At 52.4% G+C, this 22147-nt stretch carries 22 protein-coding genes and 1 pseudogene; 7 read left to right on the forward strand and 16 right to left on the reverse strand.

Features of this window, described 5'->3' with window-relative positions:
• Positions 1-68: 68 nt before the first annotated feature.
• From OGY18_RS18435 to OGY18_RS18450, 4 genes are read left to right on the forward strand one after another with little or no spacing between them, the layout of a single operon-like run.
• A complete protein-coding gene (locus OGY18_RS18435; protein WP_003827600.1) occupies positions 69-1283 on the forward strand; it encodes a PfkB family carbohydrate kinase in 1215 nt (404 codons plus the stop codon).
• Positions 1284-1298: 15 nt separating this feature from the next.
• On the forward strand, positions 1299-2060 hold the full coding sequence (locus OGY18_RS18440) for a glutamine amidotransferase (protein ID WP_286553946.1): 762 nt from the start codon (positions 1299-1301) through the stop codon (positions 2058-2060).
• Positions 2061-2113: 53 nt separating this feature from the next.
• On the forward strand, positions 2114-3085 hold the full coding sequence (locus tag OGY18_RS18445; protein WP_079934302.1) for a DMT family transporter: 972 nt from the start codon (positions 2114-2116) through the stop codon (positions 3083-3085).
• Positions 3082-4116 (forward strand): phosphotriesterase family protein, encoded by a 1035-nt coding sequence (locus OGY18_RS18450; protein ID WP_286553951.1) that lies wholly within the window; start codon positions 3082-3084, stop codon positions 4114-4116. The genes OGY18_RS18445 and OGY18_RS18450 overlap by 4 nt, the downstream gene beginning before the upstream one ends.
• Before the next feature lie 44 nt (positions 4117-4160).
• On the opposite strand, the gene ggt is transcribed toward OGY18_RS18450, so the two are convergent.
• The gene (gene ggt / locus OGY18_RS18455; protein WP_003827593.1) at positions 4161-5906 is read right to left on the reverse strand and encodes a gamma-glutamyltransferase; all 1746 of its coding nucleotides are present in this window, start codon (positions 5904-5906) and stop codon (positions 4161-4163) included.
• A 118-nt stretch (positions 5907-6024) separates the two neighbouring features.
• Between ggt and OGY18_RS18460 the strand changes: the two genes are divergently transcribed.
• Positions 6025-6465, forward strand: coding sequence for a DUF2756 family protein (locus OGY18_RS18460; RefSeq protein WP_003827591.1), 441 nt, complete (start codon positions 6025-6027; stop codon positions 6463-6465).
• Here the strand turns inward: OGY18_RS18460 and ugpQ are convergent.
• The 11 genes from ugpQ to livK all read right to left on the reverse strand — a co-directional run bounded on the left by ugpQ (position 6462) and on the right by livK (position 16926).
• On the reverse strand, positions 6462-7205 hold the full coding sequence (ugpQ, locus tag OGY18_RS18465; protein ID WP_003827589.1) for a glycerophosphodiester phosphodiesterase: 744 nt from the start codon (positions 7203-7205) through the stop codon (positions 6462-6464). The genes OGY18_RS18460 and ugpQ overlap by 4 nt on opposite strands.
• Positions 7202-8272: a sn-glycerol-3-phosphate import ATP-binding protein UgpC gene (locus tag OGY18_RS18470; protein WP_123268815.1), complete on the reverse strand. Its 1071-nt coding sequence runs from the start codon at positions 8270-8272 to the stop codon at positions 7202-7204. Before OGY18_RS18470 ends, ugpQ begins: the two co-directional genes overlap by 4 nt.
• A gap of 1 nt (position 8273) precedes the next feature.
• On the reverse strand, positions 8274-9119 hold the full coding sequence (gene ugpE, locus OGY18_RS18475; RefSeq protein WP_003023450.1) for a sn-glycerol-3-phosphate ABC transporter permease UgpE: 846 nt from the start codon (positions 9117-9119) through the stop codon (positions 8274-8276).
• Positions 9116-10003, reverse strand: coding sequence for a sn-glycerol-3-phosphate ABC transporter permease UgpA (gene ugpA / locus OGY18_RS18480; RefSeq protein ID WP_126956409.1), 888 nt, complete (start codon positions 10001-10003; stop codon positions 9116-9118). The genes ugpE and ugpA overlap by 4 nt, the downstream gene beginning before the upstream one ends.
• A 110-nt stretch (positions 10004-10113) precedes the next feature.
• Positions 10114-11430, reverse strand: coding sequence for a sn-glycerol-3-phosphate ABC transporter substrate-binding protein UgpB (gene ugpB / locus OGY18_RS18485; RefSeq protein WP_003827583.1), 1317 nt, complete (start codon positions 11428-11430; stop codon positions 10114-10116).
• Between the two features lie 247 nt (positions 11431-11677).
• A complete protein-coding gene (locus OGY18_RS18490) occupies positions 11678-11959 on the reverse strand; it encodes a hypothetical protein (RefSeq protein WP_286553958.1) in 282 nt (93 codons plus the stop codon).
• A gap of 100 nt (positions 11960-12059) precedes the next feature.
• Entirely contained in the window at positions 12060-12773 is a 714-nt protein-coding gene (livF, locus tag OGY18_RS18495; protein ID WP_003827581.1) for a high-affinity branched-chain amino acid ABC transporter ATP-binding protein LivF, read from the reverse strand.
• Positions 12774-12790: 17 nt separating this feature from the next.
• Entirely contained in the window at positions 12791-13558 is a 768-nt protein-coding gene (gene livG / locus OGY18_RS18500) for a high-affinity branched-chain amino acid ABC transporter ATP-binding protein LivG (protein ID WP_003023438.1), read from the reverse strand.
• Positions 13555-14832, reverse strand: coding sequence for a branched chain amino acid ABC transporter permease LivM (livM, locus tag OGY18_RS18505; protein WP_048215381.1), 1278 nt, complete (start codon positions 14830-14832; stop codon positions 13555-13557). Before livM ends, livG begins: the two co-directional genes overlap by 4 nt.
• On the reverse strand, positions 14829-15755 hold the full coding sequence (gene livH / locus OGY18_RS18510; protein ID WP_003827575.1) for a high-affinity branched-chain amino acid ABC transporter permease LivH: 927 nt from the start codon (positions 15753-15755) through the stop codon (positions 14829-14831). The genes livM and livH overlap by 4 nt, the downstream gene beginning before the upstream one ends.
• 61 nt (positions 15756-15816) lie before the next feature.
• Positions 15817-16926, reverse strand: coding sequence for a high-affinity branched-chain amino acid ABC transporter substrate-binding protein LivK (gene livK, locus OGY18_RS18515; RefSeq protein ID WP_003023433.1), 1110 nt, complete (start codon positions 16924-16926; stop codon positions 15817-15819).
• A gap of 423 nt (positions 16927-17349) precedes the next feature.
• On the opposite strand from livK, the gene panM reads away from it, so the two are divergent.
• Together panM and OGY18_RS27575 are read left to right on the forward strand one after the other, a co-directional pair.
• Entirely contained in the window at positions 17350-17733 is a 384-nt protein-coding gene (gene panM / locus OGY18_RS18520) for an aspartate 1-decarboxylase autocleavage activator PanM (RefSeq protein WP_003827573.1), read from the forward strand.
• Positions 17718-17845, forward strand: a pseudogene (locus OGY18_RS27575) (hypothetical protein). The gene panM and the pseudogene OGY18_RS27575 overlap by 16 nt, the downstream one beginning before the upstream one ends.
• Before the next feature lie 83 nt (positions 17846-17928).
• On the opposite strand, the gene livJ reads toward OGY18_RS27575, so the two are convergent.
• The 4 genes from livJ to ftsE form a co-directional block, all read right to left on the reverse strand.
• The gene (gene livJ, locus OGY18_RS18525; RefSeq protein WP_139153507.1) at positions 17929-19032 is read right to left on the reverse strand and encodes a branched chain amino acid ABC transporter substrate-binding protein LivJ; all 1104 of its coding nucleotides are present in this window, start codon (positions 19030-19032) and stop codon (positions 17929-17931) included.
• A 270-nt stretch (positions 19033-19302) separates the two neighbouring features.
• Entirely contained in the window at positions 19303-20157 is an 855-nt protein-coding gene (gene rpoH / locus OGY18_RS18530) for an RNA polymerase sigma factor RpoH (protein ID WP_003023425.1), read from the reverse strand.
• Between the two features lie 270 nt (positions 20158-20427).
• Positions 20428-21486, reverse strand: a complete 1059-nt coding sequence (gene ftsX / locus OGY18_RS18535) for a permease-like cell division protein FtsX (RefSeq protein ID WP_003827568.1) — start codon at positions 21484-21486, stop codon at positions 20428-20430.
• Entirely contained in the window at positions 21479-22147 is a 669-nt protein-coding gene (gene ftsE, locus OGY18_RS18540) for a cell division ATP-binding protein FtsE (RefSeq protein WP_003023420.1), read from the reverse strand. Before ftsE ends, ftsX begins: the two co-directional genes overlap by 8 nt.

A 22147-nucleotide genomic window follows, 5' to 3' on the forward strand; every position in this document is an offset into this window, starting at 1 on the left:
TCACTTTATGGTGACAATCACAACAATATACTTCCCCTAGGACTAACTTAACCACGGTGAGGTAAAAAATGAAATTTGAACGCCATCATAGAATATTGAAAGAAATCAGTATTTCGGGAGTTGTAAAAGTTTCAAATCTGGCGAAAAGTCTCAAGGTAACAAAGGAAACTATTCGCTCAGATCTCAATGAACTTGCCGGGCAGGGATATCTCACTCGCTGTCATGGTGGTGCATTTATTACCCTTGACTCTCTTGATAACGTTGCAAAAAACGAAATTGCTTATGTGCTGGAAAAATATGAATCAGCGCAGAAAATAAAAAAAGGTCTCTCTGCCATGAAGAATAATGTATGTGTTATTGGCTCGTTCAATGTTGATATTATCAGTTACCTACCGAGGCTACCCTCGACAGGCGAATCATTACTTGCCGATAAATTTATTTTTTCGCCCGGTGGTAAAGGATGCAATCAGGCATTAGCGGCAAGCTATGCCGATTCTGATGTGCATTTTATTACTAAAGTAGGGTCAGACCATTTCAGTGATTACGCCATTAATTTTATAAACTCATCAAAAATCCATAAAAGCGTTATCTATCAGACCAAAGAAACACAGACAGGTACAGCGACTATTATGGTGAATGGAGATACCGGGGATAACGTCATCGCTATCTATCCAGGTGCTAACATGACAATTTCACCTGATGAAATCACCATACAAAAAGAAGCCATCGTTCATTCAGATATTGTTCTCGTACAACTGGAGACAAATTACGAAGCACTTCAACAAACCATTCGTCTCGCACAGAAAAATGATATCCCGGTCATTATTAACCCAGCGCCATATAATGAAATGGTTAATACCATCATTGATGACATCGATTATATCACGCCAAATGAAACCGAAGCTGGTCTGCTGGCAAACATGTCCGTCAACGATATTGAATCAGCCAAATGTGCAGCAAAGATTATTCATCAAAAAGGTGTCAAAAATACCATTATCACATTGGGTAGCAAAGGTTCTCTCGCTTATGACGGAACGCAATTCATCTATTCTCCGGCATTTCCGGCCGTTGTAAAAAATACGGCTGGCGCTGGCGATGCCTTCAATGGCGCACTCGCGTCTGGCCTTGCTAAAGGAAAATCACTGGCATCTGCATTGTGCTACGCGAGCGCATTCGCCTCGCTTGCTGTTGAAACACCCAATGCCTCTGACATGCCAGAAAACGAATCCGTTCTTCATCGCATTCAGGGCTCACATTACAAACAAACTATCTCTACTCACTAAATCAAGGAGCAGACTATGAACAATACGCAGAAAAAACTAAAGGTGCTCTTTATTGGAGAATCCTGGCATATTCACATGATTCATTCAAAAGGCTATGACAGTTTTACCTCCAGTAAATATGAAGAAGGTGCTACATGGTTGCTGGAATGCTTAAAGAAAGGTGGCGTAGAAATTGATTATATGCCGGCTCACACCGTGCAAATTGTATTTCCAGAAAGCATTGATGAACTAAACCGTTATGATGTCATTGTTATTAGCGATATCGGCAGCAATACGTTCCTGTTGCAAAACGAGACGTTCTATCAGCTAAAAATAAAGCCAAATGCTCTGGAATCAATTAAAGAGTATGTCAGAAATGGTGGTGGTCTGCTCATGATTGGCGGCTATCTGTCATTTATGGGCATTGAGGCCAAGGCTAATTACAAGAACACCATTCTTGCCGAGGTTTTGCCAGTTATTATGCTTGACGGCGATGACCGGGTAGAAAAACCAGAGGGTATCTGCGCTGAGGCTATCTCCCCGGAACATCCTGTCGTTAACGGATTCTCAGACTACCCGGTATTTCTTGGATATAACCAGGTTGTCGCCAGAGAAGATGCCGATGTTGTTTTAACAATAAATAATGACCCGCTGTTAGTGTTCGGTGAATACCAACAGGGTAAAACCGCCTGCTTCATGAGCGACTGTTCGCCACACTGGGGAACACAGCAATTTATGTCCTGGCCGTTTTATACCGACCTGTGGGTTAACACGCTTCAATTCATCGCCAGAAAATAAAAAACAATGGAGTAACGAAAGTTACTCCTTTTATAAAATACAAGGATTGATGTATGAACAAAAATAAGTACTCAACTCCCTTACTGATGCTTGCAACCATCTTAGCCGGTATGCTTTCCCCAATGCAGTCTGCCGTTAATGGGCAATTGGGACACTGGTTGCAAGATGGTAATGCTTGTGCAGTAATCTCGTTCGCCAGCGGTCTGGTCGTCATGTTTTTCATTATTATTGCGCGTAAAGAAACACGCCAGCAATTCGCATCGATCCCGACGCTGATTAAAAAGAGAAAAATCCCGCTGTGGAATTGGTTTGCCGGATTATGTGGAGCGATGGTTGTATTTTCGGAAGGGGCATCAGCCAGCGCGTTGGGCGTTGCCACGTTTCAAACTGCATTAATTTCCGCCCTGCTCCTTTCCGGCCTACTGTGCGACCGTTTTGGTGTCGGTGTGGATGAGAAGAAATATTTCACCCCATGGCGCGTTGCTGGCGCATTGTTCGCGGTTATTGCCACGATTTTTGTCGTGTCGCCACAGTGGCATTCAACCTCCTTTATCCTGCTCGCTATCCTTCCATTTTTGGCAGGATTACTCGCTGGCTGGCAGCCTGCTGGAAATGCCAAAGTTGCCGAGGCCACGGGCTCTATGCTGGTTTCCATTACCTGGAACTTCATTGTCGGCTTTTGTGTGCTGGGCGCTGCACTGGCGATACGTGTCGCATTAGGCCATGTCACCGTCCAGTTACCCGATACGTGGTGGATGTATCTCGGTGGCCCGCTGGGTCTGCTGTCCATCGGGCTGATGGCGATTCTGGTCAGAGGCTTAGGTCTGCTAATGCTGGGGGTAGCGTCTACCGCAGGCCAGTTGCTTGGGTCGGTATTGATTGATGAATTGATCCCATCCTTAGGCAATACGGTCTATCTGGTCACCATCATCGGCACGTTGTTCGCGTTAGTGGGCGCAATTGTTACCACCATTCCAGAATACAGAGCATCCAAAATGGCGCAAAAAATGGAGGTGTCAGGATGAAAGGTTTCCTGCAAACAGTGACAGGCCCAGTGGCGCGCACTGATATGGGGCTAACGCTCCCGCATGAGCATCTGTTTAACGATCTGTCATCCGTTGTTGATGAACCACATTATGCTTTTTCACAGCAACTGGTAGGAAAAAAAGTCAGTGCTGACCTTCAGTGGGGACTGAAACACGACCCATACTGCTGCGCCGATAACATGGACAGAAAAGAGATTGATGATGTCATCTTTGAAATCAATAATTTTATGTCACTAGGAGGCAGGACGATTGTCGACGCGACGGGTTCTGAGTCTATCGGTCGGGACGCTTCATCGTTACGGGAAGTGGCAATAAAAACCGGTTTGAATATCGTTGCTTCATCAGGACCTTATCTGGAGAAGTTTGAAAGCACCAGGATCCATAAACCTGTCGATTCATTAGCCGCACTGATTGATAAGGAACTGAATCAGGGGATTGGCGAAACGGATATTCGCGCCGGTATGATCGGTGAAATTGGCGTGTCACCCGCATTTACCCAAGCGGAACGTAACAGTCTGCGAGCGGCGTCTCTGGCACAACGTAATAATCCCCATACGGCGATGAATATCCATATGCCAGGGTGGCTGCGGCTGGGTGATGAGGTACTGGATATTGTCCTTGAAGAGATGAACGTCTCTCCGGCAAAAGTTTCGCTGGCACACTCGGACCCGTCAGGAAAAGATGTTGCCTATCAACGTAAAATGCTCGACCGCGGCGTGTGGCTTGAATTTGACATGATTGGTATGGACATTACCTTCCCTAAAGAAGGTATCGCCCCAGGCGTTCAGGAGACCGCAGATGCGGTAGCTCATCTGATTGAACTGGGTTACGCCGATCAGATAGTTTTAAGCCATGATGTTTTTCTCAAACAGATGTGGGCAAAAAATGGGGGGAACGGTTGGGGGTTTGTCCCGAATGTTTTCCTCGCCTATCTGGCTGCCCGTGGAGTAGACAACGATACTCTTCGCAAGCTCTGTATTGATAATCCAGCGCGGTTACTCACGGCATAGCCAACAAAACGCCCGGTGCCTGACACCGGGCTATTAATCAAAAATCAGTATCCCGCCGTTAAATCATCCACGGAACGCGGGTCAGAAGCACCATACAGTGCGCCATCCGGTCCAACCATGATGCTCTGCGTGCTGCCCATCGCCTCTTTCAGCGCGACTTTCTGTCCTTTTTGCTCCAGCAGTTTGATTGTATCCGGGCTAAAGCCCTTCTCGATGCGCAGTTCATCCGGTAACCACTGATGATGGAAGCGCGGCGCGTTAGTCGCTTCGGCGACGTTCATCCCGAAATCAATGCTGTTGACCACCATTTGCAGCACGGTAGTGATAATTCGGCTTCCGCCAGGGCTGCCGGTAACCAGCCAGGTTTTCCCGTCTTTTACCACGATAGTCGGCGACATCGATGACAGCGGACGCTTTTTCGGCCCAACCGCGTTGGCATCACCGCCCACCAGTCCATAAACGTTCGGCACGCCCGGCTTGGCGGAGAAATCGTCCATTTCATTATTGAGCAGAATGCCGGTGTTACCCGCCACGATGCCTGTCCCGAAGGTGGTATTCAGGGTATACGTCACCGCCACGGCATTGCCGTCTTTATCCACCACTGAGAAATGAGTGGTCTGGTTGCTTTCATATGGGGCGAGCTTGCCAGGTTTGATCTGGCTGGAAGGCTTAGCCTTGTTGATATCAATCTGATCGGCAAGCGTTTTAGCATAGGCTTTGTTGGTCAGCGCTTGCCACGGCACTTTCACAAAATCCGGGTCGCCCAGATACTCTGAACGGTCGGCGTAAGCATATTTCTCCGCTTCAGCCATAACCTGCATAGCATCGGCGCTGCCAAATCCGTACTTCTTCATATCGAAGTTTTCGAGAATATTGAGGATCTGCACGATGTGAATACCGCCAGAGGACGGCGGTGGCATGGAGAAGACCTGATACCCGCGATAGTCACCGCTTATCGGCGTGCGCTCCACGGCTTTATAGCTGGCTAAATCCTCTTTGGTCATCAGCCCGCCGTTCTTCTGCATTTCCCCGGCTATCTGATCGGCAATCGCCCCTTTATAAAACGCATCCGGGCCATTCTCGGCAATCATTTCCAGGCTTTTCGCCAGATTCTTTTGCACCAGCTTGTCGCCCTTTTTCAGCGGCTCGCCGTCCTTCCAGAAAATGGCTTTGCTGTTCTCGTGATTAGGGAGCACTTCGCTGCCATAGGTTTTCAGATCGTCGGCCAGCGCGTCATTAACCACAAAGCCCTCTTCCGCTAGCTTCATCGCCGGGCGCACCACTTTGTTCAGCGGCATCGTGCCGTATTTCTCCAGCGCCAGCGAGAAACCCGCCACGGTACCCGGCGTACCGGATGCCAGATGCGACGTCAGCGACTTTTTCGCATCGGCGTTGCCCTGCTCATCGAGGAACATGTCACGGGTCGCGCCAGCAGGCGCCATTTCACGAAAATCGATCGCTGTGGTGTTACCGTCTTTGGTACGCAGCAGCATAAAACCACCGCCGCCCAGATTGCCCGCCTGGGGATGCGTCACCGCCAGCGCATAGCCAACGGCCACGGCGGCATCGACGGCATTCCCACCCTGTTTAAGAATGTCCACCCCAACCTGGGTAGCTAAAGCATCCACAGAGGCCACCATCCCTTGCTTAGCACGTACGGGATGGAACACATCTTCCTCGACTCCGTAAGATACCGGTGGTGGTGCAGCCGGCGCGGCAGCAACGCTAAAACAACTTCCTGAGAGCAGAGCAGCAATGGCTACCCGGCGTAAAAACGTCGGTTTTATCATCGTTATTCTCCAGATGTATGGGGGTCGGCCCCCACTAAGCCTGGTGCATAACTCTGAAATAATCATCGTAACGGCGAGAAAGGAGTAAACTTAAGAGATCCCCGAGAGGAGAAAAGCGATGAAACGACTCTTACTTTTAGCCATGCTGTTGCCGTTTGCAGGCTTTGCACAGCCCATCAACACCATGAATAACCCGAACCAACCCGGTTATCAGATCCCGAGTCAGCAGCGTATGCAAACCCAAATGCAAACGCAGCAAATTCAGCAGAAAGGGATGCTCAACCAGCAGTTGCAAACGCAGACGCGTATGCAGCAACAGCATCTGGAAAACCAAATTAACACCAACTCCCAGCGGGTCCTTCAGTCTCAGCCAGGCGAGCTAAATTCCGGTCAGCAGCAAATGCTGCCCAACAGCAACGGTGGGATGTTGAGTGGAACCCGTAACCCGGACAGCTCTCTGAATAAGCAACATATGCTGTCAGAGAAAAAGAACGGCGACATGCTGAAGCCCTCCAGCACGCCGCAGCCTAACGTTCCGTTAAAAACGATTGGGCCTTAAAAAGGTTGGAAATCCGGACCAATCGTATCAATGGCATCGGTACAGATGCAGTCCACGCCCCAGCGCAGCAGTTCCGCCGCGCGCTGGGGTCGGTTGACGGTATATACCAGAATACGTAGCCCCGCATCGCGCAGCGCATCCACACGCGCTTCATCCAGCAGTTTGTGATTAAGATGAATAGAGACGCATCCAAGCCGTGTGGTCAGCTCGCGCCAGTCCTCGCGCCATTCATCAAGCAGCAAGCCTCTCGGCAGTTCAGGTACCGCCTGCTGCGCCGCTTCAAGTGCATCAATTTCAAAGGATGACAATAGTGGCGGCGTCATTCCCGCCCACAGTTCCCGCGCGGCCAGCGCCACGACTTTGCCGGTTAACGTTCCGGTACCGGTTGTGGGTTTAATTTCAATATTTGCCATCATTCCATGCTGACGGCAGCGCTCGGCCACTTGCGAGAGCAGCGGCAGCGGTTCACCTTTAAACTCACCGCTAAACCAGCCGCCGGCGTCCACGCGCAATAAATCCTGCCAGTTCAGCTCGCCTGCCACGCCCCAGCCGTTGCTGGTTCGCTCCAGGTTGTCGTCATGAAGTAAGAAGATCTCACCGTCTTTCGACAATTTAGCGTCAAACTCGATCATGGTATGCCCGTATCGCGCCCCCACGTCGATCGCCGCCAGGGTGTTCTCTGGTGCCAGCTTACCGCCGCCACGATGGGCGACAATATGGGGGTAAGGCCAGTTACTCATACGCGTTGTCCTGTTTCGCCATCAAAAAGATGCAGATGATTTTCCGGCAGATGCAGCCACAGCGTGCTGCCAGCCGTCGGGCGATGCTGATGCGCCAGTCGCACCACCAGCTTTTGCTCGCCCCAGCGTCCGTGTGCCAGGTTATCTGCGCCCAGCATTTCCAGTGTATCAACAACCAACGGCACACCGCCTTCGGCCTGCGAGCTTAGCGCAATATGCTCCGGGCGGATACCCAACGTCATGTTACGGCCAATAGACTCTCTCGCGCTTCTGCCGATGGGTAGCGTCATGCCACCCTCCAGTTCAAAATGGGTGCCCGCGGCGCTGATGCGCCCGTCCAGCAGATTCATTGCCGGGCTGCCGATAAAACTCGCCACAAAGCGGCTGGCAGGTTTTTCATACACTTCAACCGGCGTACCTACCTGCTCGGCAATGCCTTTGTTCATCACCATCACCCGCTGGGCGAGGGTCATCGCTTCAACCTGGTCGTGCGTCACGTATAGCGAAGTGGTTTTCAGGCGGCGATGCAGATGTTGTAACTCCAGACGCATCTGTACGCGCAGCTTGGCATCAAGGTTAGAAAGCGGCTCATCGAACAGGAATACCGCCGGGTCGCGCACAATCGCTCGTCCCATCGCTACGCGCTGGCGCTGACCGCCAGAAAGTTCGCGCGGACGGCGCTTGAGCAGCTCACCCAGCTCGAGAATACGCGCCGCCTCATTTACCCGCTCAGCAATGTGTTCCTTACCCATCCCGCGGATTTTCAGCCCCCAGGCCATGTTTTCTTCCACGCTCATATGCGGGTAGAGCGCGTAGTTTTGAAAGACCATCGCAATGCCGCGATCCTTCGGCTCCATCTCGGTGACGCGTTTATTATCAATCCAGATATCGCCACCGCTCACCCGCTCCAGCCCGGCTACCATCCGCAGCAGCGTAGACTTTCCGCAGCCGGATGGCCCAACCATCACGATAAATTCCCCGTCCGCGACGTCCAGCGTCAGCGGTTTAATTACCTGGGTTTTGCCGTCCCAGCTTTTGGTTACTGCTTGTAGTTTGAGTCCTGCCATTTTATTTCTCACTGTCCACTAAACCACGCACAAACGCGCGCTGCATGGCTAACACGATGATTACCGGAGGGATGAGCGTCAGCAGCATGGCGGCCATAACCTGGTTCCACTGCGTAGTGCCTTCACCGGTGGCGATCATGCCTTTGATACCCGCCACCGCAGTGCCCAAATTGACGTCGGTAATAATTAACAACGGCCACAGATACTGGTTCCAGCCGTAGATAAAGGTAATAACAAACAGCGCCGCCAGATTGGTTTTTGACAGCGGTAGAACGATATCGCGGAAAAAACGCATCGGTGATGCGCCGTCAATACGCGCAGCCTCAACCAGCTCATCCGGCAGGGTCATAAAGAACTGGCGGAACAAGAAGGTCGCAGTAGCCGATGCCATCAACGGCAGCGTCAGACCCGCATAGCTGTCGAGCATTTTCAGGTTGGCGATAACCTCCACCGTCGGGAAGATTCGCACTTCAACCGGCAGCATCAGGGTGATAAAAATCATCCAGAAGAACAGGTTACGCAGCGGAAAGCGGAACCAGACGATGGCGAATGCGGAAAGCATGGAGACGGTGATTTTCCCTACCGTAATACTGAACGCCATGATGAAGCTGTTAAGCATCATCAACCAGAACGGCGCGCTGTTGACGCCCACGCCGTTGACCCAGATGTATTTCATGTTCTCCAGCAACTGCGTGCCGGGAACCAGCGTCATCGGCGTTTCAAACACCGCTTTGTTGTCCAGCGTCGCCGCGACAAACGCGACGTACAGCGGAAACAGGATCACCATGATCCCCATAATCAACATGGCATGGCTGAATATTGTCAGCCCACGACGGTTCTCAATCATTGGTAACGCACCTTACTTTCCACATAGCGGAACTGCACCACCGTCAAAATAATGACCAGCAACATCAGCACCACCGATTGCGCGGCCGAGGCGGAGAGATCCAGCCCGACAAAGCCTTCGCGATAGATCTTATAAATCAACGTCGTGGTCGCCTGTACCGGTCCACCCGCCGTGGCGGCATCGATCACCGGGAAGGTATCAAAGAAGGCGTAAACCAGATTCACCACCAGCAGAAAGAAGCTGACCGGGGCTATCAGCGGCAGCGCCAGCTTAAAGAAGCGGCGAACCGGCCCTGCACCATCAATCGCGGCGGCTTCGATCAGCGACCGCGGGATAGACTGCAGTGCGGCAAAGAAGAACAGGAAGTTGTAACTAATCTGCTTCCAGACCGACGCGAACACCACCAGAAACATTGCCTGACCGCTGTTTTGCGCATGGTTCCAGTCATAGCCAAACTCACCGAGAAAATGGGTAATCAGCCCGCGACCTGGGTTAAACAGGAAGATCCACAATACGGCGGCGACGGCAGGCGCGACGGCATAGGGCAAGAGCATCAGCGTCTGGTAAAAACGACTGCCACGTACCACGTAATTCACCAGCGCCGCAAAAAATAACGACACCAGCAGACCACTTACCGTGACTAACGTACTGAACTTAATGGTGGTCCAGAATGAGTCGAGGTAGTACGGGTCATGAAACAGCGCGACAAAGTTTTCCAGTCCGACAAACTGGCTGGAAAGACCAAACGGATCAACGGATTGTAGCGAGTACCACAGCGCTTCACCGGCGGGCCAGATAAAGAAAATAACGGTGATAACCAGCTGCGGAGCCACCAACAAATAGGGAAGCCAACGCGAGCGGAATACCGGACGGGATGAAGACATGTAGGTTCTTTTCCTGGAAGGTGCCGGATAGCGGTGCAAGCACCTTATCCGGCCTACAAACTACGAACTTGTAGGCCTGATAAGCGCAGCGCCATCCGGCACTTATACACTTAAGACTTGGTCGATTGCTCAAAGCGGCGCAGTAACTGATTGCCACGCTCAACGGCGGCATCCAGTGCCTGCTGCGGGGTTTTCTTCCCGGTCCAGACGCTTTCCAGCTCTTCATCCACAATAGTGCGGATCTGCGGCATATTGCCCAGACGCAGTCCTTTGGTGAATGGCAACGGCGGCTTGTTCAGCATCTGGCGGGTGGCGATATCAGCCCCAGGGTTCTTCTCATAGAAGCCCTGTTCACGGGTCAGGTCGTAGGCAGCGGTGGTGATCGGCAGATAGCCGGTCTTCTGGTGCCATTCGGCAGCAATTTCAGGCTTCGCCAGGAAGTTGAGGAACTGCGCCACGCCTTCGTAGGTTGCTTTATCTTTACCCTGCATCACCCACAGGCTGGCCCCACCGATAATCGCATTCTGCGGCGCGCCCTTCACATCGGCATCGTACGGCATCATCCCGACGCCATAATTGAATTTAGCGTAGTGGCGGATGTCCGCCAGCGAACCGGAAGAGGCGGTGGTAATGGCACAATCCCCGTTGTAGAACTTCTCAGTGGATTCGTCCTTACGCCCGAAGTAGCTGAAATCACCTTTTTTGTTCAGCTCTTCCAGCAGAGCGATGTGTTTCACCTGTTCCGGTTTATTGAACTCCAGCACCGCGTCAGTACCGTCAAAGCCATTGTTTTTGGTTGCTACCGGCAGACCGTTCCAGGCGCTGAAGTTTTCAATCTGAATCCATCCCTGCCAGCCGCTGGCGTAACCGCACTTCATGCCTGCGGCTTTCAGCTTCGCGGTGTACTCCGCCAGATCCTGCCAGGTTTTCGGCGGCTGCTCCGGGTCTAAACCGGCTTTTTTGAAGGCATCTTTGTTGTAGTACAGCACCGGAGTGGAGCTGTTAAACGGCTGGGAGAGCAAGTGTCCGCTTTTAGAGTCGGTGTAGTAACCGGAAACGGTCGGTACGAACTGAGACTCATCGAAGTTAATGCCAGCCTCTTTGAATACTTCATAGACCGGTTTAATGGCTTTTGAGGCCATCATGGTTGCCGTGCCCACTTCATAAACCTGCAGCAGCGCAGGCGCGTTTCCGGTACGGAAAGCAGCAATTCCTGCACTCAGGCTCTGCTCATAGTTGCCTTTGTACTGCGGAACAATTTTGTAGTCGGGATTGGCTGCATTAAAACGTTGCGCCAGTGAATCAACTTCTTTACCCAGTTCGCCTTCCATTGAGTGCCAGAACGGGATAGTGGTGACCGCCAGTGCCTGACCTGCAAATGCCAGGCTAAGTGCCAGTCCTAAAGCTGTATGTCGTAACGATATCATCGGTTATCTCTCTTGTTGTGCCGGATGCGCGATATCACGCGTTTTATGCTCGCGGGGGTAACATGACATGCTCGAATGACAGAAAAATAACTTTTTTATTACAAAAAAAAGATAGTAAGGCGACAAACAGATGGCAAGGCGGTGAAAGCGTAGTGACAGGAAAATGCGGGGTGGTGCACAACAAAGCCGGATATCGCTATACCTTCTCCGGCCTGGATGGCGTTATCTGCTGCTCCAGCAAGGAAGATTAATCCCGACGCCAGCGTCGTTCATATTCATTCTGTAAACGCTGCTGCTCTCGCCGCTCACGTTCACGTTGGATATCCGATTTATCATCATCCCAGCCTGGGCATACCGAGCTGGTAAACACTTCGCAGGGCGAGTCGGATTGCGCTAACGGGTTGGCCGGTTTCTCTTCCCAGATAGCGGGATCGCGCGGGTCAAACGCTGGCGGTGTTGAGGCCAGGGTAGTTAATGAAAGCGTCAAAAACAAACTGCCAGTCATCATGCGGGTACCTGAACGAATCATCCTTTCTCCATGTTCATTTTTATTATTGATAACTATTCTCAATAATAACATAGAGCAATAAAAAGGGGCCACAGCGGCCCCTTATCTATTCAGAGAATGGTTAACCGCCCAGATACGCACTACGCACCGCTTCGTTAGCCAGTAACGCATCACCGGTGTCTTCCAGCACCACATGACCGTTTTCCAGCACGTAGCCGCGATCGGCCAGCTTCAGCGCCTGGTTAGCGTTCTGTTCGACGAGGAAGATGGTCATCCCCTGTTCGCGCAGCTGTTCGATGGTGTTAAAGATCTGCTGGATGATAATCGGCGCCAGACCCAGCGACGGTTCATCAAGCAGCAGCAGCCTCGGCTGGCTCATCAGCGCGCGGCCTATCGCCAGCATCTGTTGTTCACCGCCGGACATCGTTCCCGCACGCTGAATACGACGCTCATGCAGACGGGGAAACAGGTCATATACCCATTTGATGCGTTCCTGAAACTGGTCCTTTTCGGCAAAGAAGCCGCCCATCGCGAGGTTCTCTTCCACCGTCATGCGGGAAAACACGCGACGCCCTTCCGGCACAATCGCTACCGCTTCGCGCATGATTTTCGCCGTCTGCCAGTCGGTAATGTCTTTACCATCAAAGACGATTCGCCCGCTGGTCGCTCGCGGGTCGCCACACAATGTGCCGAGCAGCGTGGTTTTTCCCGCGCCGTTGGCACCAATCAGAGTAACGATTTCACCCTGATTGATATACAAGCTGACATCGTGCAGCGCCTGTATCTTGCCGTAGTGGGCGTTGACTTTGTCGAACGATAACATCGCTTTATCCATATTAAGCCTCGCCCCCATTATGCTTCACCTAAATAGGCGCGGATAACATCCGGGTTATTACGAATCTGTTCCGGCGTCCCATTCGCCAGCGGCGTGCCCTGGTTCACCACGTAAATACGGTCGGAAATCCCCATCACCAGCTTCATGTCGTGCTCAATCAACAAAATGGTGGTGTTGTGATGGTTACGCAGTTCAGCAATCAGCTCGTCCAGCTCTTTGGTCTCTTTCGGGTTGAGTCCCGCAGCGGGTTCGTCGAGCATCAGGATTTCCGGCTGGGTCACCATGCAGCGGGCAATCTCCAGACGGCGCTGGTCGCCGTAGGCCAGGTTACTCGCCTGACGGTTGGCGTGCTCCAGCAAGCCAATACGTTCCAGCCAGGTGGCGGCGCGATCCAACGCTTCACTCTGCGCGCGACGGAACGACGGGGTTTTCAACAGGCCGGAGAAGACGCCGGTTTTCAGTTGCTGATGTTGCGCCACCAGCAGGTTTTCAATCACCGTCATCTCACGAAACAGACGCACGTGCTGGAAAGTACGCACCACGCCCATACGCGCGATTTGCTGACCCGGCAGCCCTTCCAGGTGCTGGTCGCGCAGCTTAATCGTCCCGCCGGTCGGCTTATAAAAACCGGTCAGACAGTTAAAGACCGTGGTTTTCCCCGCACCGTTCGGGCCGATTAACGAAACGATCTCCTGCGGTCGCAGTTCCAGTTCAACGTTGTTTACCGCCAGCAGACCGCCGAAGCGCATCATCAGGCCGTTAACGGATAATAATGGCTGACTCATGCCTGCTCTCCTTTTGCTTCCCCGTTTTTCAGCTTCAACTGTGGACGGGTCATCGGCAACAAGCCCTGCGGACGCCAGATCATCATCAGTACCATTAAACCACCCAGCATTAACATGCTGTATTCGTTGAAATCACGCATCAGCTCGCGTGACACTACCAGCAGGATGGCAGCGAGGATCACCGCAAACTGTGAGCCCATTCCGCCCAGTACCACAATCGCTAGCACAAAGGCCGACTCGGCAAAGGTGAAGGATTCCGGGCTAACAAACCCCTGGCGCGCGGCAAACAGCGTACCGGCAAAACCGGCAAACGCGGCGCTGATGGTAAAGGCTGTCAGCTTGATGCGCGTAGGGTTTAAGCCCAGAGAACGACAGGCGATTTCATCTTCACGCAGCGCTTCCCACGCACGCCCCAGCGGCATACGCAGCAAACGGTTGATAACAAACAGCGAGAAGACCACCAGCAGCAGCGCCACCAGATAGAGGAAAATGACGCGGTCAGACGGATCGTACTTGACGTTAAAGAAGTTGCTGAAAGTATCCCAGCCGCCTTCACGGGCGGTACGGCTGAACTCCAGACCGAAAAAGGTCGGTTTCGGGATCTGGCTGATACCGTTTGGACCACCGGTTACTTCGGTGTTGTTGAGCAGCAGGATGCGGACGATTTCGCCGAAGCCTAAGGTCACAATCGCCAGATAATCACCGCGCAGGCGCAGTACCGGGAAGCCGAGCAGGAAGCCCGCTGCCGCGGAAACCAGCCCTGCCAGCGGCAGGCAGGTCCAGAAGCCGAGTCCGTAATAGTGGTTCAGCAGCGCGAAGGTGTAAGCGCCGATGGCATAGAAGCCGCCGTAGCCCAGCACCAGCAGGCCGGAAAGCCCCACCACCACGTTTAAGCCGAGGCCGAGGATGATATAAATCATCGTCAGCGTGGCGATATCCACCGTTCCGCGCGAAACCATAAACGGCCACGCCACGGCAATCACCAGCAGCGCCACCAGGAACAGCTTCTGTTTAACGGTGGAGCCATCAATCGCCGGCAGAATAAACTTCGGCCCGGAGACGCTCTTCAGGCCTTTCTGGAAGGCTGGACGCAACAGCTGAAAGAGAAAGACCACGCCAGTGCCGATAAACACCCACTGCCAGCGGATATCCGCAGCGGTATCGACTACCAGCTTGGTACCGTCCAGCTCTAACTGAACCCCCATAAAGACGCCCGCCAGGACGAAGAACATAGCGGCAGAGAGCAGCGCCATTGCAAAATGCATCGGTTTCATACTTTCTCTACCTCCGGGCGACCCAGAATACCGGTCGGCATCACCAGCAGCACCAGAATCAGCAGCGCGAATGAAACGACGTCTTTGTATTCAGTACTCAGATAAGCAGAGGAAAGCGCTTCCGCAACGCCCAGAATCAGGCCGCCGATCATCGCCCCAGGAATGCTGCCGATGCCGCCCAGTACCGCCGCGGTAAAGGCCTTCATCCCGGCCATAAAGCCGATGTATGGGTTAATTACGCCATAGAACTGACCGAGCAGCACGCCCGCTACCGCCGCCATTGCCGCACCAATCACAAAGGTCAACGCAATCACGCGATCGGTATTGATGCCGAGCAGGCTGGCCATCTTCAGGTCTTCTGCACAGGCACGGCAGGCGCGGCCCATACGGGAGTAACGGATAAACAGCGTCAGCGCCAGCATCGCCAGGAAGGTTACGATCCAGATAACCAACTGCATGGTGGTGATGGAAGCAGAGAAGTTATCGCTACTGCCGACAGTCCACTGGCCATTAAACAGGCTGGGCAGCGCCACGTCGCGCGAACCTTCCGTCAGGCTGACGTAGTTTTGCAGGAAGATGGACATCCCGATAGCGGAAATCAGCGCGATCAGACGCTTGGAGCTGCGCACGGGCCGATACGCCACGCGTTCAATGCTCCAGCCGTAGGCGCTGGCAATCACAATTGCGCCGACGAAGCCCGCCGCGACCAGTAGCCAGCTGGAATCGATGCCCATCATCATTAGCGCTGCGATGATCATAAAGGAGACATAGCTGCCGATCATATACACCTCGCCGTGGGCGAAGTTGATCATGCCGATAATGCCGTACACCATCGTGTAACCGATGGCGATCAGCGCGTAGGTGCTTCCCAGCGTGACGCCGTTAAACATCTGCTGCAAGAAATAGAGGAACTGCTCGGACATAAGGTAACCTTTTTAAACCCGCCCGTTTTGCACGGGCGGTGGGATAACTCGTCTTCAGGTATTACTTCGCGACGGTCGAAGAACCGTCTGCATGCCACTGGAAGACACCAAACTCAAATCCCTTCAAATCGCCTTTTTCGTCCCATTTCAGCGGCCCAATCACGGTATCAGCCCCGTGTGCTTTCAGATCTTTCACCAGGTCCAACGGCTCTTTGCTACCGCTGCGATCCATTGCTGTCGCCAATGACTGGACGGCTGCATAAGTGATCCACACGTATGGTCCGGTTGGATCTTTCTTGTCAGCTTTGAGCGCATCGACGATAGCCTTATTCGCCGGATCCTGGTCATAGCGTTTTGGCATGGTTACCAGCATGCCTTCAGCAGCATCACCGGCGATGTTAGACAGCGACGCATTGCCGACGCCCTCAGGTCCCATAAACTGGGTTTTCAGCCCGACGGAACGCGCCTGGCGCAGCATTTGCCCCATTTCCGGGTAGTAGCCGCCGTAATAAACAAAGTCGATATTTTCTTTTTTCAGGCGAGCGATCAGCGCAGAAAAATCTTTTTCCCCGGCGGTGATACCGTCAAAGAAAACGATGTTGGCTTTGCCCGCTTTCAGGCTGTCCTGCACCGAACGCGCCAGGCCTTCACCGTATTGCTGTTTATCGTGAATGATGGCGATACGCTGTGGCTTCACCTTCTCCAGAATGTATTTCGCGGCGGTCGGCCCCTGAGAGGAGTCCAGGCCCGCGGTACGCATAATGTGAGCGTAACCGCGCTGGGTCAGTTCCGGGTTTGTGGCACCCGGAGAAATCATCAGAATGCCTTCATCTTCATAGATATCTGATGCGGGCTGCGTGGAAGATGAGCACAGATGACCAATAACGTACTGAATGCCGTCATTGACGATTTTGTTCGCTACCGCAACGGCCTGTTTCGGATCGCAGGCGTCGTCATATTCCACAGCAACCAGTTTGTCGCCTTTGACCCCGCCTTTGGCATTGATATCTTTAATGGCCTGACGTGCGCCATTAAATTCCATATCGCCCCACTGCGCGACCGGACCTGACATCGCGCCGACAACAGCGACCTTGATATCTTCCGCCATGACCGCGTGTGACATTGCCAGTGCTATCACCCCTGCGATGATTGTTTTCGCATTCCGTTTCATTACCTGAATCCCCATTCGTGACGTAATTAATATTTTGTATTTATGTGGTTAAAAAGCAGTCTGTGCTTTTTTTGAACTGCACTATTTTTACCAGTCTCATTAATGGTTTAGCGCAGTTTTTTAAGCAAAATCAGGCTAAAATCTCTATTTTTCAGTCGATTAAGAAAAGATAATATTCTGCTTTTCACTATAGATAAACAAAAAAAAGCACGTTTGTCAGCATAAAATAACGGTACAAAGAGCCGAATAAAATGCTGCATCCCAGGGTATTATTCTGCCTATTTTTCAATCTCTACGGTTTCAAACTGTCATTACCGTTGTTACAAAATTATTAATCTGGTTATTCACATAAAAAAGAGAAAGCATCCGGGTGAATTATTTCGGTACACTCATTCCATCTTTTGTGATTTGGACATGCTGTTAATGAAGCTGACCATCGTTCGTTTAGATAACTTTAGCGACCAGGACCAGATTGATCTGGGCAAAATCTGGCCGGAATATTCCGCCTCATCGTTAAGCGTAGATGAAACGCACCGGATCTACGCCGCACGCTTTAACGAGCGTCTGTTAGGCGCAGTTCGCGTAACCCTGAGCGGCACGCAAGGTGCATTAGATTCATTGCGCGTACGCGATATCACCCGCCGTCGCGGCGTCGGGCAGTATTTGATCGAAGAAGTCATCCGGGAAAACCCTGACGTGAGTTCATGGTGGATGGCCGACGTCGGCGTTGAAGACCGCAGCGTGATGGCCGCGTTTATGCAGGCGTTAGGGTTTACAGCCCAGGAGAATGGCTGGGAAAAAAGATAAAAAAGCCGGATGGCGCTGACGCTTATCCGGCCTACATGCTGGGAGCAAAAAATAAAAAACCATCTCGCAATTTTCCAAGAATTTCACGTTGCAGGAAGGCGGCAAGTTATGAAGTCCCCGGGAGATTACATAAGTAAGTGACCGGGGTTGAATAACGTAGCCAACGCATCTGCAGCGCGAAAGGCGCCAGGAAAATTATTTGGCGTCGGTCGCCGTCCCGTTTGCATGCCAGTCAAACACGCCGAATTCGAAGCCTTTCAGATCGCCCTTCGCATCCCATGACAGCGGCCCCATGACGGTTTCCACTGAGTTTGCTTTCAGGTATTTGGCAATTTCAGCCGGGTCGTCAGACTGGTTCAGACCGGCCTGCAAGGATTGCAGCGCGGCGTAGGTGGTCCATACGAATGCACCGCTCGGATCTTGTTTCTTGGCTTTGATCGCGTCCACAATCGGTTTGTTCGCCGGAACCTGATCGTAGTTCTTCGGTTTCGTTACCAGTAAGCCTTCTGCAGACTCACCCGCGATGTTAGACAGCGACACGTTCGCTACCCCTTCTGGTCCCATAAACTGGGTTTTCAGACCCGCAGCGCGTGCCTGGCGCAGAATCTGCCCCATTTCCGGGTGGTAACCACCGTAGTAAACGAAATCGATATTCTCTTTCTTCAGACGCGCCACCAGCGTAGAGAAATCTTTCTCGCCAGCGGTGATCCCGTCGAAGAACACCACGTCAGCGTTGGCTTTCTTGAGGTTGTCCTGCACGGAACGCGCCAGGCCTTCACCGTACTGTTGTTTGTCGTGAACGATCGCAATGCGCTTCGGCTTCACTTTTTCAACGATATATTTGGCAGCGGTTGGGCCCTGATCGGAATCCAGACCGGTGGTACGCATCACCAGGTTATAACCGCGCGCGGTCAGCTCCGGCGCCGTTGCCGCTGGGGTGATCATCAGAATGCCTTCGTCTTCATAGATATCTGACGCAGGCTGAGTGGAGGACGAGCACAGGTGGCCGATAACATATTTAATCCCGTCGTTGACCACTTTGTTAGCTACCGCTACCGCTTGTTTCGGGTCACAGGCATCGTCATATTTCACCATGACCAGTTTGTCGCCTTTCACGCCGCCTTTGGCGTTGATATCTGCAATCGCCTGCTCTGCGCCAGTAAATTCCTGATCGCCATACTGCGCTACCGGACCGGACATCGCGCCGACGACGGCAACTTTAATATCCTTAGCAAACGCCATATTGCTCAAAGACAGGGCGATACATCCTGCCAATAACGCTTTACCCTTCATATTCATCCTGACAATCCCCATTATTGTGGTTATTACGTGTGTTGTGATGTTGTTGTTCAGCACTTTATTTCGATTATTGGATAGCCACCCGTGCTTTAGCAGCATACTCTGCTAAAACATACCCGATTTTTATTATTTTGGAATAGCTAAATTTGACATGCAGATAACAACTTGATGACAAAAAGCTTAAACGTCAGGAGAGAGGGGGAGAGATAAAAACAAAAAACCCCGGATTTTCATCCAGGGTTTATCAGCATTTCCAGATCGGCTGGAAGATTACGCTTCGATCGCCGCGCGCAGTTTTTTCATGGCGTTCTTTTCAAGCTGACGAACACGTTCAGCGGAAACGCCGTAGCGATCGGCCAGTTCCTGCAACGTCGACTTGTTGTCTTCGTCCAGCCAACGGGCACGAATGATGTCCTGGCTCCGCTCGTCCAGACCTTCCATTGCGTGGGTCAGTTTGTTCGCGGCCTGATCTTCCCAGTTATCTTCTTCAATGCCGTCGGCAAAGTTAGAAGATTTATCCTGCAGATACAGCACCGGGGCCATCGGCTGGCTGTCAGACTCATCGTCTGAAGACATGTCAAACGTCATGTCCTGTGCCGCCATACGGGATTCCATTTCGCGCACGTCTTTGCTGGAAACACCCAGCTCGCGAGCAACCATTTCAACTTCGTCCTGGTTAAACCAGCCCAGACGCTGTTTGGTTTTACGCAGGTTAAAGAACAGCTTACGCTGCGCTTTGGTGGTCGCGACTTTAACGATACGCCAGTTACGCAGAACGTATTCGTGGATCTCAGCTTTGATCCAATGCACGGCGAAGGAAACCAGGCGCACACCCACTTCCGGGTTGAAACGGCGCACGGCTTTCATCAGGCCGATATTACCTTCCTGAATCAGATCCGCCTGCGGCAGGCCATAGCCCGCATAATTACGAGCAACATGAACAACAAAGCGCAGGTGAGACAGGATCAGCGTTTTAGCTGCTTCCAGATCGCCCTGGTAATGCAGCTTTTCAGCCAGTGCCCGCTCCTCGTCAGCCGACAACATCGGCCACGCGTTCGCAGCCCGGATATAAGATTCCAGGTTACCAACAGGGGCTAAAGCTAAATTTTGCATTTCTTTGGTCATTCAAATCCTCTCAATCTTTTCATCTGGCGCATTGGCTAAAAACTAATTAACAAAAACCAGTAGCAACAACCATGCCAGAGCTTATGAGCAACGAGAATATCATTCAATCTTTTATCAGACAGTGATTTTATCCACAAGTTCCATGTCGTAATGTGTATAGATTACGCACAAAATGTGACATCACAATGAATACGCCGGGAAGAGATCACAGGGACTCTTTCCCTGCAGAGCGAACTACTCAGTGCAGGGAAAGATTATACCAGAGATTTTTTAATCGGGGGTAAAGTGGCGTAAATGTTGAACCGTGGCAAGCCAGGCTGCCACCCAGCCAATCATTGAGCACACCAGCAGCAATAACAGGCACTCGTCGAATGATAAACCATTGATATCAAACTTGGTTCCAAATACCTGTGCCACCTCAGTCACCGCTGACGACAGACGCATCACCAAAATTTCTGACAAAATCAGTGAAAGAAATGCACCGGAAAAACCGAGCAGTGCACCGCCGTAGAGGAACGGACGCAGGATAAATCCATCCGTCGCGCCAATGAGTTTTTGCACGTTAATGGTATCGCGTCGCGCAAAAATACTCAGCCGCACGCTGTTACCGATGACGAGGAAGACCGCCGCCACCATCAGCACGCCGATCATCGCGGAAACGCGTCCGACAAGGCCCGTCAGCGCCGCCAGGCGAGCGAACCAGCTGTCATCCATTCGCACTTCATCAATACCGTTGATTTGTGCGATGCGGTCACGCAGCGTGTTCAGCGACTCCGTACCCTGAAAGTCCAGTTTCGGGATAACAACCGCCACGGCCGGAAGCGGGTTCTCTTCAAGCATATCTAGCGCGCCGCCAAAGCCAGACCAGTTACGGAATTCGCCCAGCGCGTCGTCACGGGAAAGATAATTCACTTTCTCCACGCCCTGTTCGGCCTGCAACTGACCAACCACCCGCGCCGCCGCATCATCATCCAGCGTTTTTTGCAGATAAACGGTGATCTGCGGAGACGGATAATACTGGCTTGCCGCATGGTTTACGTTCTTATAAACCATGTAGCACACGCTAGGCAGCGTCAGGGAGATGGCAATGACCATCACCGTCAGAAACGTCGCCAGCGGCTTGCTTTTCAGGTCCTGTAACGCGCCCTGAAACGCATAACGTACCTGCTCGTTAAAGACATTGGTTTTACGCGAATTCGGCTTTGGCGCGGCTTTCGCACGCTTTGGCGCGTTGCGACCGCCGTCACCCGACGCACCGCCCGATTTACGAAAGCGATCCAGTCGGCCACCGAACTGTTTGATTTGGTTAATAGCGTCACGTCTATTCATGCGCCAGGCCTCCATGCAGATGTCCATCGCTCAGAACCATTTGGCGATAGGAGCGACGGGAGATCAGGCCAATATCGTGCGTGGCCATTAATACCGTGACCCCGACGCGGTTAAACTCTTCGAACAGGCGAAGGATCCCTTCTGACAGCGCGTCATCCAGGTTCCCCGTTGGTTCATCCGCCAGCAGCACCGCAGGTTTGTTCACCACCGCGCGGGCGATGCCGACGCGTTGTTGTTCACCGCCGGAGAGTTGAATCGGGAAGTTTTTCGCTTTGTCCAACAGCCCGACCTTATCCAGCGCCGCTGACACGCGACGACGAATATCATCCCCGCTGGCACCCGCGATGATCAGCGGGATTGCCACATTGTCAAACACGGTTCTGTCCATCAACAGGTGGTGATCCTGAAAAATCATGCCAATCTGACGACGCAGAAACGGCACTTCACGGTTTTTCAAACGGCTGATGTCATGCCCGCTAAAGTAGATTTTCCCGGCGCTGGGCCGTTCAATTCCACAAATCAGCTTCAGCAGGGTACTTTTCCCCGCGCCGGAGTGGCCGGTCAGAAACGCCATCTCGCCAGGCTGCATATGGAAGGTCACTCCCTGCAGCGCTTGTCTCCCACCGAGATAGGCCTTGCTGACATGTTCAAAGCGAATCAT

Origin of the sequence: Citrobacter sp. Cpo142 (genome assembly GCF_030332425.1) — a bacterium.
Classification (GTDB): Bacteria; Pseudomonadota; Gammaproteobacteria; order Enterobacterales; family Enterobacteriaceae; genus Citrobacter; species Citrobacter portucalensis.